At 43.6% G+C, this 13,560-nt stretch carries 8 protein-coding genes; all 8 read right to left on the bottom strand.

What is annotated here, in order from left to right:
* A partial coding sequence (locus tag D1614_RS23435) for an ROK family protein (RefSeq protein ID WP_147384365.1) occupies nucleotides 1-662 on the bottom strand: 662 nt, incomplete at its 3' end.
* A gap of 314 nt (nucleotides 663-976) precedes the next feature.
* The gene (locus D1614_RS23440) at nucleotides 977-2,317 is read right to left on the bottom strand and encodes an alpha amylase family protein (RefSeq protein WP_241558155.1); all 1,341 of its coding nucleotides are present in this window, start codon (nucleotides 2,315-2,317) and stop codon (nucleotides 977-979) included.
* A 48-nt stretch (nucleotides 2,318-2,365) separates the two neighbouring features.
* Nucleotides 2,366-4,036, bottom strand: a complete 1,671-nt coding sequence (locus D1614_RS23445; RefSeq protein ID WP_119440434.1) for a glycoside hydrolase family 10-like protein — start codon at nucleotides 4,034-4,036, stop codon at nucleotides 2,366-2,368.
* 77 nt (nucleotides 4,037-4,113) lie between these two features.
* Entirely contained in the window at nucleotides 4,114-5,427 is a 1,314-nt protein-coding gene (locus D1614_RS23450; protein WP_162304617.1) for an alpha amylase family protein, read from the bottom strand.
* 142 nt (nucleotides 5,428-5,569) lie between these two features.
* A complete protein-coding gene (locus D1614_RS23455) occupies nucleotides 5,570-6,961 on the bottom strand; it encodes a DUF5018 family protein (RefSeq protein WP_119440436.1) in 1,392 nt (463 codons plus the stop codon).
* Between the two features lie 13 nt (nucleotides 6,962-6,974).
* A complete protein-coding gene (locus tag D1614_RS23460; protein ID WP_119440437.1) occupies nucleotides 6,975-8,597 on the bottom strand; it encodes a RagB/SusD family nutrient uptake outer membrane protein in 1,623 nt (540 codons plus the stop codon).
* 12 nt (nucleotides 8,598-8,609) lie between these two features.
* Nucleotides 8,610-11,780, bottom strand: a complete 3,171-nt coding sequence (locus D1614_RS23465; RefSeq protein ID WP_119440438.1) for a SusC/RagA family TonB-linked outer membrane protein — start codon at nucleotides 11,778-11,780, stop codon at nucleotides 8,610-8,612.
* A 270-nt stretch (nucleotides 11,781-12,050) separates the two neighbouring features.
* Nucleotides 12,051-13,193: a DUF4855 domain-containing protein gene (locus tag D1614_RS23470; RefSeq protein ID WP_206610134.1), complete on the bottom strand. Its 1,143-nt coding sequence runs from the start codon at nucleotides 13,191-13,193 to the stop codon at nucleotides 12,051-12,053.
* Nucleotides 13,194-13,560: the final 367 nt, after the last annotated feature.

Consider the following 13,560-nt stretch of genomic DNA (forward strand, 5'->3'; position numbering starts at 1 on the left):
AGATTCAGCACAAAGGCATTTTGAATGTTTCGTGCTTTTCCGAAATACTGTTCTGCAAGCCCCAAAACATGGGTATCGTTGTCAACATAAACCGGGAAGTCAAACTTGTCCGAAAAAAAATCGACCAAAGATCCGTCAAGGAAGTTGAAATAGTTGTAGGAATAGCCGGTGCGCGCATTAACGCGTCCTGTAATTCCGATGCCCATTCCAAGAATCCTTTTGGGTTCAATTTGTGAATTGTCGACTGCCTGCCGGATAATGCCAACCACATTTTCGAGACACGCAATTGAATTTTCCAACACGAAGTTCTCATCTGAGTTTGAGTAAACCTCGTTCATCTCCATGTTGAATATAGAAATCGAAATTCCTTTTAACTGAATAACGAGGCCAATTGAATAGGCGTATTCGGGATTCACTTTGTACAAAACAGGACGCCGTCCGTTGTCGGTTTCCTTCTTGCCTGAATCGATAATAATTTTATCGCAGATGAGCTCGTTGATGAGTTTGGTACCCGTAGGGACACTTAGTTTCACCTTCTTACAGATCCCGGGGATCGTAAGTTCCTTCTCAGACCGGTTCAACAAGGCAACAATCTTACGTTTTTGCGCCAGCTGACGGTTTTGGTTATTGATATCGTCAATATTTCTTGAGAACAGATCCACAGGCTGATTGTAGTTTTATTTTTATTTTACCATGGCAAGTTTATAAATATTTTTATTAATGTCAAAAGGAAAAATCAATATTTTGATTTTATAGGCGATTTTGATAGTTGGGTTTGGACGAAACGCTGCAGGAACAAGGCACTTTTACACATTTTTTCAAAATTGCCGGCTTTGGGCAACAGAGAAAAATGGGTGAGTAGGAGAGAGCTTTTATGCCGGATTCAATTTTCGACTGACGAGTAATCGGTTTTCATCGCCAAACTGGACTTAATAAGCAGACTAGTGTAAGGGGGACATAAACGAGCCACCGTTCTTTATGGATTTAAGGTTTCAGAGAGAACATCCCACCAATTACTATTGATGATATGTACGATGTCAAAAAGCATCAGGCCATCCGATTTGTCAAGGGCCATTTTCAACGCCCGAGCAAACTGTTCTTTGTCGCCCTCGTACTGATCGACGTAGATGCTTCCGTAAAAAGGAGTTGCTTCCTGGATCAGTTCATTGGCCATATCAGCACAGCCTTCTACCGAGTACCAGTATTCACGACCTTTTCCCATTGCCGCTTCGGTACGGTTGGTCATCATTTCTTCATTCATTTTTTCGACTTCCTCTATCGTTACCTCTTTAAAATAAAGGCCGCCCATAAACAAATCGAGCAACTCAGCATATCCCGTGTTTTGGTAATTTTTTGTTGCCCAGTCATACTTCACGGATTGGTTGTACTTTTTACTGGCCCAGTTTACCCCGAGCTCGTAATAAACCGGATACCAGGCTCCGGCATAAATTCCGAAATCTATATTTGAATCAATGTCTTTGATGGTTTTTCTTGCATCGGCACAAAAATCATGAATGATGGTGGCTCGCCACTCTATCCATTGGTTAAAGTGTTTGCCGCGTTTCCAAATATCGGCTCCGTTCTCGTCCTTTGCCCAGTAAATAATGTCTTCGGGAAATTTTTCGATTTTAACCCCGGCATATTCTTCAAACATGGCTTTTGACTGGAGACTAAAGTCCGAAGTAATTCCATCGTAACGCATCCGATCGAGAATTATCCCTTTGATGGATGGATACATTGTTACAAACTCACGAATTATGTTGAGTTGGTATTCCTGAACTTCAGCTAATGCGGGATTCAGCATTCCGTTATAATTCCATTTCATTTCTGAAATAGGTCGCAAACCGTCCATCCAATAGTTGATGGATTGCCAGTCGGCATGTTCGTCGTAGATAATTCCACGATCGTAAAAGTTATGCCCGCCGCTGAATACATTCAACGAAGCATAAACGCCCAACTTATGTTTGCGGGCCTTTTTCAGAATCACATTGACCATGTCGTATTTGTCGGGACGATTAAAGCCTTTCCATTCTCCCATATAAGGGGCGTATTTGCTTTTGAAAAGTGTTTCTCCCATGATGGATTTCACATCAACAACTAAATCGGTAAAGCCGGCTTGTTTTACTTTTTTTAGGAAGTAATCAACAGAATCAGGATAGCTCAGGCGTTCGAAATTTGCCTGGCAGTCCAACCACATAAAAAGGGGTTTCTCTTGTTTTTTTTCATTTGCCAATACAGCGTTGCTTCCGGACAGGTCCCAACTCCCCAGCCAAAGAATGAGTATGATAAGTGATCTGAAAAATAGTGTTGTGTTCATCATCTTTTCTTTTGAAAATACAGTTTTGACTTGTCTGTTTCATCTCGGTTAAAGGCTGCGGAATGGACCATGTTTCAATGCTTCGAGCTGTTGCTCGTTTAGTCCGTTGAATGAGAAAAGACATACGCCATCAGCGCCGGCTTCTCTTGATACTTCAATTTGTTCCAGTAAGGTTTCCGGAGTAAAACCAAGGAAAGGGCCCAAGCCTACAATTGAGTTGACCTCCGTTCCAGCAGTGATTTCCATCAAGCTTTGCGTTTCGCTTCTCACCACCTCGTTGTCGATGGCGTAACTCATAATGTAAACGGCATCTACCTGGTTGCCTTTCACCCAAGATCCCCAATTCTGAAATTTTAACCTTGTACTTTCAATTGGGTTGGGTACCACGTCAACCGAGAGTTTAACTTCGGTATGTTTTGTTTGCAGAAGATCGTTCACCTGTTTTACAAAGCCGGTAATATTGTTTGTCCGGTAGTCGTTCCACTGCTCCCATTCCTTTTTGTTTTCAGGAGAAATAGCCATAATGTCGAAATTCAGCTGATTGCGCACTTGTTTTCGGCAGTAATCGCAATAGCAAAATCCTTTGTCCCAGGGCTCACTCAACGAATAGCGAATGTAATCAAGCTGTACTTCCTTGATGGCATATCTTTCCAACATGGTATCGACTGTTTTCAGCAGGAAGTCGGCTACTTCAGGGCGTGAAGGGCATAAATAATGAAAGCCTGGCTCCAGTTCAGCAAAAATTTCTCCGTGTCTGAATTTGCCTACCCATTCAGGTTTCTGCTTTACGAGGGGAGAATTGGCACCTCCAACAAAAAACATTTCGCACCAGGGAATAACCTGCATACCAAATTTTTCACATTCTTCCGTCATAACCTGCATGGGATCCCAGCCTGCAAATTGGGGAAGTTGAGGCAATAAGGCATGGGCATCGGGGTAGATGGCATAACCATCGTAAATGGTTTCCGGCAATATGGCATTGAACCCGGCATCGGCCATGCGCCTGATGGTGGCTCTTAATTCTTCGGGTGTTTTGTCTCTTAAGCGAACCCAAACTCCACGAAACTCATTTTCGCGAGGTTCAAATGAACTGTAATACAGATTCTTCGCACTTTTCAATAACTTTTTTCCGTGCGCTAAAGCCAAGTCGGTGTTTTGTTCTTTTTTTGCTTTTTCAAAAGCGGCGAAATCGGCCTGCCCGTTTTTAACGAAGAGGTCAATGGCCTGTCTGTCGGTCATTTTCCCGGTTTCAGCACGCTGCAGTACTTTTTTGTACAGTTCGCGTGCCTGGTAAATGTAGGTGTTTTCTGTTGTAGCATAATGTATCACATCGCCTTCCAGCTGAATTTCCATTCCTACGTTCAGGGTCTGGTTTATCCATCGGCTTGCACTTTCATTTCCCGAAAGCACCAGTCCGTCAGCGGGAATATCGGAGTTATTACCACCAATGTTTATCACAAGCCCGCCCTGAATAACGGCTTCACTTCCCCATTCATTCGTTCCGGTTTTCTCGCCAAAGGCATTGGTATACGCCACCAAATGGTTCGGGCCTCGTCCTCCCGGGAAGTCCCTGTTTTCGGGATCTACCGAGCTTAGGTTTTTTGTCCCTTTTTCATGGTAAATGGCTGGGGCCAAAGAAGTATCCACCCAGGATGTTTTTGTTTGACACCCCATTAATCCTAACAGGCAAAATACCCCCATTAATAAGTAATGCTTCATTGTTACATTATTTTTGATAAACAAATTCAATCTTTTTCTACTTCACTCTTATTCTCATCCGGGAATGTAATCCCCTTTTAGTCATTTGCCAAAGCACGGTCAATACCCCGCTTAACAGCATCCCACTGATCGTACATTCTTAAATAGATCATATCAAAAAACATCAAGCCGTCGCCCACTGTCATTGCAATATACACAGCTTCTTCTGCATCTTTTGGCTTGTTCTCGTAGTTTAGTCCGTACAAACTTCCTATTACATTTACATCTCCCAGGGTAACTTTCTTTGCATTCAGGATTGCTCCTTCAACGGTCCATTCATTTGCAGCGCCGTACAAGGTTGTGCCGTAAGCCCCGGTCATGTATAAATCCAAAAGGGAGGCATATCCGTAGTTTTTGTATGCCGGGGTTGCCCAGGAATAGTGGGCTGAAGCATCGTAACGGTTACTGGCCCAATTGACTCCTTCGTTGTAATAGGATGAATACCACGATCCGGTGTAGGTGCCAAATTTTATATCCTGATTTACTTCCTTAATGGCTTGCTTTGCCTTTTGAAAGAAATCATAGGTGATTTTTGCTCTGAATTCGAGCCATTCTTTGTAATGCGTTCCAGGTTTTACTTTGTCGCCATTCCAGGAAAAAACAGAATAGGGGAAAGAATCCACCGTTTTCCCGATGTATTTTTCAAACGCAGCCTTTGTAAGCTGAGAGAAGTCGCTTTCGATGGAGTTAAAACGAGCCCTGTCCAAAATAATACCATCGAGCTTGGAGTAATTTTGAGCCAGCTCCCTGATGAGAGACAAAAGATAGGCCTGTACTTCCGGGTTTACCGGGTTAAAAAATTTGGCGTGCGATTTCGCATCATCCATAATTGAAATGATGCCTGACGGATAATAGAGTTGTGTCGCCCAGGAACTCTTGTCGCTATCCCGGTACAAAACACCACCGTCGCGTAAATTTCCACCTACCATCACATTGATGTTTGCATTCACTTTCAGGCCCAGATTGTGCGCTTCTTCGATAAACGTACCCAGATAATCCCATGAAGCCGTTCTTTGCACATGGTTTAAAGTTGTGATTGACTCAACAATGTTGCTGTTGTACAAAACATCTCCACAGGTAGGTCTTACATCCACAACAATTTCAGTGAATCCACTGTATTTGGCTTTAGCGAGACAAGTGCGAATGTTTTCTTTACTGTTGGCCAGGTAATCAAAATTCGCTGAAGCATCCATCCATAAAATCCGGGGTTTTTCATCTACCGGAATCGAAGGGAGTTCGACAGGAGGTTCTTTCCATTTTACCTCGTCATCTTCAAGTTCATAGCCATCTGATCGGGAGCAGGCGCCCAATATCAACAGACAGAGAAATACAGTGTAGAGTTTATTTATCATCTGATATCTACCCAAGAAATCAATTAAAAAGAAAGAGGCGGCTGAGTTTTTGGCAGATGCTTCCTGATGTTGGTACATTGCAGGAAACTTGGTGCCATAACTCAGCCACCTCTCTTTTATTATCTATCCAGAGAAGTGGGCATTAGTAGATTTCCCAAAGTTCTACTCCTCCATTGGTACACAAGAAAGCAACCAGGGCCGATTTTCCGTCGGGACTAACCTTTACCTTCACATCGCCGGTAACATTACCGTTGCTGGCAAAATTAGGATCCAAGGGGAAATTCAACCAATCGTTCCAATTCCTGAATTTAATTAGATCCATAATCGAACTAATTTTATCAGGTCTGAGCATTACTTTTCTGATGTCGAAAATCTCCCGCATCCAGTTGCCTCCATTTTGCTCGATCATAAACATATAGTATGCTCCATCCATTTGGGCATAGTCAAAAGCATGGCCACCACCTAACCATTGGTGATAAATTCCCTGAATATGGTGCTCTGATTGATAGATGGGCTGGTTGGTTGTTCCATCCATATACGTAATGGCAACTTTGCCAACGCCGTCTTCGTACCGGGCCACAAAATAGTTGCTGTTGGCACCAACTTCTATCGGTACAATTTTGGCTTGTACGCCCATGGTATAGTCGAGCGAATAATCCACTCTTCGAGGTTCTTGCGTTACTACCTGTCCGTCTTTTATTTCCCATTGCAGGAACATGTTTTTCTTGGAAAGGCCCAGGTAGAGGAAGGCATGGTCGGTCATATCTCCTCTAACATAGATTTTTCTACCAACCTGTACTCCCGGAATATCCAGAACATATTCAAACAACATTTTAGGTGTGGCTGTTACTCCTTCCCACCAATACATGTGAATAACATCTCCTTCAGCTACTCCAAAGTTACAGGAAGCGATGTTGCCCGCATCATCGGTAGCCATGTGTAGCGGAACTGTTCTTTGCAGGCTGCCCCAGTCGATGCCTTCCATGGAAATATTTCCGGCTCTTTCTCCATCCGAAATGTTGGCGTAAAATAATCCGCCCCTGTCGTGCACCACTACATAATCGCCACTAAAACCTACGGCGCCGTTGTTATGGTTGTTAAAGCCCAATTCGGTGGCTGTTTTTTTCCACAGGGTACGATGTTGATAAACAACGCTCAAACGGGCCTCGATAACATAGGCTTGACGTTCGCCGTCGGCGCCAACCACCTCGAAATTGTATGGTTGAGAGAGGTCAACCGGTCCTACGAAAGCAGGTTCTACGCGGGCATTGTTGGGAATGTTCGCCGATACGCTAATCTTAGTCATATCGGTGGTTTTTAGCCCGTTTACATCAGCGTCAATTTTGATAACACTTTCTGTATCTGTTTCCTCTACAGTAATTTTAGTATCAACCAAATCAGAGGTAAGGAAACTAAGTGCAGTCAGTTTATTTCCGGCAGTGGGAACCAATTCTTCTGCTTTCTGGCACCCTGTCAGCAAAAAGGCTAAGCCGAATATGCACAACGATAATGATATATATACATTCTTTTTCATGATTGTTCTTTTTTTACCAAAGCGGTGTTTGCTTGCACAAAGGATTATTATCTATTTCATTTTGAGGAACAGGGAGCTTGTAGTAACTCTCTTTAAACACGCGATCCTTATCATCACATTCTACCGTTTCGTAAATGAATGAATCTCCATCTTTTGTGATTTTGGTACCATGCATTCTTACTCCGTTAAGAACTTCTGTTGCCAGTTTCCAACGACGTAAATCCCAATAGCGCTGACCTTCGAAAGCCAGTTCTACTTTGCGTTCTTCCCGGATAATTTCGCGCAGCGCTTCCTTATCGCTAACAGTTATTTTTGGCAACTTGGCTCTTGTACGGACTTTATTGAGCGAAACCAGGGCGTCTTCACCTCTTCCCAGTTCATTGAGTGCCTCGGCATGGTTCAGAAGCACTTCGGCATACCTGACTTCGTACCAGGTTTGCGAGCTCACCTGATCCATAGAAGCGTTTTCATCAAGCATTTTACGGATGTAATACCCTGTAGTGGTACCTCCTGAGCTTTGTTGGGCAGCATAGGGTTCAAAGCCATCTTGTCCGCCTACAAACGTTTCAATGGTACGTCCTTTCCAGCTGGCACCGTTGTAAAGAACCGATGCATAAAACCGGGGTTCCCTGTTTGCGTAGGGGTTGGCGGCATGTTCCGGGTTATTCCAGTCGAATTCACTCCCGTCTGCCATCCGGTACGAATCAACCATTTCAAGCGTAGGCCCTGCGATACCGATAACACCTTCGCTTTTATCTCCTTTGGGGCAATACAGCTGATGGAATGAATGTCCTAAAGTTCCTCCGAAACGATAAGAAAGAACACCTTCTTTGCTGTCCAGGGTTTTAAAGATTTTATCATAATCCGATTCCAGCTGGTAAAAATTACCCTCTTCTTTTATTACTTCTTCTGCAGCGTCAACAGCATCCTGCCATCTTTCGGCATAGAGCATCACTCTCGATTTGTAGCCATAAACCGCGCCTTTGGTCAGGCGTCCTAAGCTGGCAGCCTCCCATTGTGCGGGAAGGTTCTCGGCAGCAAAATCCAGTTCCTTGGTGATAAAATCATAACATTCACTCTCGGTGCTTCTGGCTTTGTAAGCTTCATTCGGGCCATCAATATAATCGCGGATAATTATTCCGCCATGGCTCCTAGTCAGCATAAAGTGCAGGAATCCTCTGAAGAACCGGGCCTGGGCTTCCATAAGAACCTTGTCTTCGTTGGAATAGGTGACGTAATTTTCCAGACCATACAGGAATTCATTGATCCTGCGTATACGGTTGTATTCATATTGATAGTCGGACAATACAATGCCGGTTGGGCTGATGATAGGGTTGAGGATTGTTTTGTTGACATCTCCACCATTGGCTCCCATCACATGTTGATTGTACTTTACGATGTCGCTAAAACCGTCGTTCAGTGCAACTCCAGCATATTTTTTGCCATACGGACCATATTCATAAATGGGTTTGTAAAAACCATTGATATACAGATAGGTATTCTCTTTTGTCTTCCAAATCTCTGCTTCTGTGTACACCGTGCGAGGCTCCGGGTTTAGATACTCCTCACTGCAAGCGCCCAGGAGTAGCAATGTGAACAGAGCGAGTAGCTGATATTTAAAATTTCTTATTTTCATTGTTGTTCCTTTTTAAAATGTTACACTTAGACCGAACTCGTATGTACGTTGTTGCGGATAGTATCCGTTGCTTATCTCCGGAGCTTCCGGGTCGATGCCATACTTATTCAACCCTGACCACGTATGAAGGTTGGATCCTGTGAAACTTAACCTTACAACATCGATCCCAGCTGCTTTTAAGTAGCTGCTGTTTATGGTATAGCCGATCTGTGCATTTTTTAGCCGGAGGTAACTGGCATCGCGCATCCACCAGGATGAGGCCCATCCGTTTGCATTACCAACTTCGGCAGCAACGGTAGTTAGACGGGCAAATTCTGAGTCCATGTTTTCGGGTGTCCAGCTATCTTCGATCAGGAATCGGGGCGAGTTCCCGTTTCCATGGAACGGACGGGTGTAAATAGTCGCATCAACTGCTCCATTCCCGTAAACTCCACTCAGGAATATGTCACGAATTGCTGCTCCCTGAAAGAATACGGAAGCGTCAAAGTTTTTCCATGAAGCGCTCATGTTAAGACCGTACATCAATTCGGGGAAGCTGCTGTTCCCCAGGAATGTATAATCCTGAGATCTTTCGATTTTACCATCTCCGTTCAAATCTTTGTAGATGATATCTCCGGGCCGGATCTGGCTAATCTTCTGAAGGTGACTCAAGGTAGGCGTGTTCATGATCTGCTCTTCATTTTGATATAAGCCTTCAGCAATGAAACCCATTTTTTCACCCAGTTTTCTTCCGGTGCGTTTTTGATAAGCCGGAGTATTCGGGCTTTCGTTCATTTTCAGAACTTTATTTCTTGACCACCCCAGGTTCCCTTTAACACTGTAGTTTAGCTGGCCAACTTTGTTATTGTGAGTCAGTATCAGTTCAAGTCCACGGTTGGCAACTTCTCCACCGTTCACTGTTCCCGGGTAGTTTCCTCCCAGAGACCAGGGGTAAAGGCTACCTCCGCTGATCAGGATATCGCGGGTGTGTTTGTAGAAGTAATCAAACTCCATCCCGAATATCCCTCTGCTAAACATTAACTCAAAACCGACGTTGTAAGTGGCTGTTTTTTCCCAGGTAATATCCCTGTTCACTTCACCTGCAGTATATACCGAGATATACTCTTTGTCGCCAATATAAATGGTGGCAGGGTTTCTTCTCATCATATTCAGGTAGGCAAACTGTCCTACGTTGAGGTCGTTACCAAGCACACCGGCAGAAGCACGAAGTTTCAGGTTTTCGATGACATCTTTTAATCCGCTAAAAAAAGCTTCTTCTGAAATTCTCCATCCGGCAGATGCAGCGGGGAAGAAACCCCAACGGTTTTGCGGAGCGAAACGTGATGAGCCGTCGTAACGGGCGGCCAGCTCAAGCAGGTATTTGTTGTCAAAGGCATAGTTGATCCTGCCCACAAAACCGGCACGTCTGAAAATACTGCTGTTTCCCCATACGTTGGGCCTTCCGTTATTGTCTTTGATGTCATTCCCCATGTCCAGTTCGTGCAGGGTAGTAACATCATAATCAATGGCTACTGCCCCCAGATCTTCGCCTTCCTGCAATGCTTCTTCAAAAAGGAATAATCCGGAGATATCATGTTTGCCAAATGTATTTGCATAATTGATTGATGGCTGTAATGTTCTGCGGTAGAACTGGCTGGTTGCGTGGGTGAAAGATTCTACGTTATTCGCAGTTACTGATAAATTTGTCAGCACTTCGGAGTAGGTATTGGTAGCAATATCGTAGCTGTTCACCTTTTCCGGAGCAGCCCATGCACGGCGCGTGGTATAATCTTTATCGTAGCTCATTTTAATGCCAAGTTCCAGGCCTTTGATCCAGGGAAGTTCCCAAGCAAATTTTGCAGATGACTGCAGAACATTTAGTACCGAGTTATTGTAGCCCACATTGTTGTAAACCACCGGGTTAAACGTGTTGTTTTTGTTGAAATGGCCTACTGTCGGTAATCCGTCGTAAGTGGTTGGCAAGAACGGGAACACTTTTGATGCCAATGTTATCGGGTTGTTCCATGCCTGGTTCGATACTGCGAAATATCCTGCTTTGCGGTCTTCCTGACGGGCTGCCAAATCCAACTCCAGACGAAATCCGTGATTTAGTTTTACGTCAATATTCGACCGAACATTGTATCGTTTGAAATCGAAGTTGTCTACAATACCATCCTGTGAAAGATAACCTGCCGACAAGAAATATCTTACAGACTCGTTTCCTCCGTTTACGTTTAAGTTGTGGTGAGTTGAGAAGGAACCCGGTTTCATGATTTCATCAAACCAGTTGGTGTTACTAATTTTTCCTTCGGGATCGCCATTTAGAGCTTTCTCGTAAAGACTTTGGGTGAAAATCGGATCTTTTCCATCCATTTCGAGCGCTTTGTTATACCATTTAATAAAGTCAGGTCCGTCCAGAAATTCAGGGAAAAAAGTATTCTGGTTATAAGAAACCTTGCCTGTGTAAGTAATTTTTGGCGCTTGCTGTGTTCCTCTTTTGGTGGTGACCAGAATAACACCGCCAGCTCCCTGTACCCCATAAACGGCAGCAGCAGAGGCATCTTTCAGAATAGATATTTTGTCGATGTCGTTGGGATCAAGCTGAGCAAAGCTTCGTTGTACTCCGTCCACAATCAGGGTTGCCGAACTGTTTCCTAAGGTGGAAAGCCCCCTTACCCGTATCGACGCTCCGTCAGATCCCGGTTGCCCCGAAGTTTGCAAAGTGGAAAGTCCCGGTAGTTTTCCGGATAGTAAGGAAGTGATGTTGCCCGATGGAGCCTGTAGCAGCTCTTTGCTTTCGATCTGTGCTACAGATCCGGTAACACTCACTTTCTTTTGAGTTCCGTAACCTACCACGATCACTTCGTCAAGCTCTTCAGTGTCTTGCGCGAGTGTAATGTTCAAATAGGTTCTGCCAGATACGGGCACCTCCTGGGCAATAAAGCCTACGTACGAAAAAAGCAGTGTGCTGTTGGTCGATGGCACAGAAAGAGTGAATTCTCCGTTGGCATCAGTGACAGTGCCCTGTTTCGTGTCTTTTACGAGAACAGTTACGCCAATGAGTGTTTCTCCGTTAGTGTCAGCTACTTTTCCTTGTACGTTAACCTGTGCATACGTAACGTTGGCTGAGAAAAAGAATAGTGCTAAGATCAGATTTTGTAGAAATCTGTTCTTCCAAATGAAAGATCGTTTGTCACTTTTCATGATTTAGTTTTTACTGTTTTTTTAAATGAATTAAGTTGCATAGTGATTAAAAATTCAGTTTGTCAACTTTCTGAATTTGAATTAGATTATAGACTTTTGGTGTGTCTATTTCACATTTGAGTCAAAATATGGTACGGATAAGGAGGTCAAGGGCTTCCTTGCCTTCTTCAAAGATTTTTATGTTAGGTACTTTTCTTAAAATCGATTAATTCTTTTTTGAAGCTGTGCTTCTGATTTTATCATCAACTTGTTTTGGTAACAAAAGATTGATTATTGATCAATACGAGGCTTGTTTGCTCTTTGAGTTATCAGGTGAATAATGCGCTGATACAAGGCTAAATCTTCTTCGTTTTCGGATTGAGATAACTTGTAAAAAGCATCTCCCCCTTGGTAATAGGCCACTTTTAGCGAATCAAAAACCCCGTTCTTTTCATAAACATCCAGGTAGTCCGTTAATCGGTATCCCCATCCCTTGCTTTTCAACGCTCTGTCGTCGAACTCAATTTCCATATTCATCTGGAACTTGTTGGCTCTGTTGCAGGCTTCCTGAAGTCGGGAATAGGGAACGCTCTCACTAAAGAAATAGTTGGGTTGGTAATAAGGCACATTGAATCCCAGGTTTCTCCATTCGGAGTAACCGTCGGAGTTGAAATACGGAATCCAGTAGAAATCGTATTTTTTTTCATATACATAATCTGCTACATCGTTCGCCAGGTTTCTACTGTTCGTGGCTTCTTCGGCAAGCCAGTAAAAACCAATCAGCTCAACGTGTTCAAAACTTGCATTTTGGAAAAGCTGTTCGGCATAGTCAATGTACCATTTACAGGCATCAAGCCGGTCTTCCTTTTTGAAAAACTGGAGAGAGCGGCCATTCAGTTGTCCCCAGTCGGTTTGATTGGGAATGGGCTCGGGAATACACAGTACAACTTTTCTTTTTTCGAATTCTCCGGTTACCTTTCCGGCCTTTTTTACCTCTTCTATCTGTTCGTTCAAAGCATGTATACCGTTTCCTTTGGCGAAATAATTTTTCAGCAGGTTTTCCCACTCGGTTTTACGTGCTGCCATGGCCTGGTATCCGGAAGCAAAGCCGCGGCCTTGTCCATCGTGGATCTCCAAAAAAAGGAAGCCGTCGAACAGCCAGTTTTCTTCCCCGTTGACCTGTGCGGATACATAAGGCGCAAAATGCTCCTTGTTCCATTGGATGCTGCGGTGTGCTCCTCCGTCATAAATCAGTACAAGGTCATTCGGTATCGCCTGATAATGCTTTAGTTCGCGCGTGGAAGGCTCATCTTTAAAAATTATATCCTCCTCGTTATCTTCGTGCTTTAATTCTTGCGAACAAGCCGTTATACTTGTTATGAAAAAGCATAGAAAAAGGGGAAAAGCAGCTATCTTCTGCAGATTTGTCATCATACAAAATTTTAATACTCAGACAGAGTATGTATTTACTCTAAGCTATGATTATCTTATCTGTAGCTTTTGTAAGCTTCAGGTGATCAGAGAGAATTAATAGGTTTGTCTTGTGCGAAACAGCGTTTTCTGCACCATCTTGAGTAAATTTTATGTAACTAATTTACTTAGTAGCCTGTCCCAGCGCCTCCGAAGCTTTGTGGCAGACTTTTTTGTAATAGGTTTAGCTTTTTGTTGTAGTCATAATTTATTGTTTTTTAGTCGGTTATTGTCTTATGGTTCTGTTATAGTAGTTGTAGCTGATTAAAAACAATGGCGCCCGCTCCTTTGATGGTTGCATCTTCGGCAGAAGAGAACATCAGTTCGCAAT

Source organism: Maribellus luteus (assembly GCF_003576475.1).
Classification (GTDB): Bacteria; Bacteroidota; Bacteroidia; order Bacteroidales; family Prolixibacteraceae; genus Draconibacterium; species Draconibacterium luteum.

Excerpts from the sequence above, each read along its gene's own strand:
- D1614_RS23440 (WP_241558155.1), bottom strand. The coding sequence starts at position 2,317 with ATGAACACAACACTATTTTTCAGATCACTTATCATACTCATTCTTTGG.
- D1614_RS23445 (WP_119440434.1), bottom strand. The coding sequence starts at position 4,036 with ATGAAGCATTACTTATTAATGGGGGTATTTTGCCTGTTAGGATTAATG.
- D1614_RS23450 (WP_162304617.1), bottom strand. The coding sequence starts at position 5,427 with ATGATAAATAAACTCTACACTGTATTTCTCTGTCTGTTGATATTGGGC.
- D1614_RS23455 (WP_119440436.1), bottom strand. The coding sequence starts at position 6,961 with ATGAAAAAGAATGTATATATATCATTATCGTTGTGCATATTCGGCTTA.
- D1614_RS23460 (WP_119440437.1), bottom strand. The coding sequence starts at position 8,597 with ATGAAAATAAGAAATTTTAAATATCAGCTACTCGCTCTGTTCACATTG.
- D1614_RS23465 (WP_119440438.1), bottom strand. The coding sequence starts at position 11,780 with ATGAAAAGTGACAAACGATCTTTCATTTGGAAGAACAGATTTCTACAA.
- D1614_RS23470 (WP_206610134.1), bottom strand. The coding sequence starts at position 13,193 with ATGATGACAAATCTGCAGAAGATAGCTGCTTTTCCCCTTTTTCTATGC.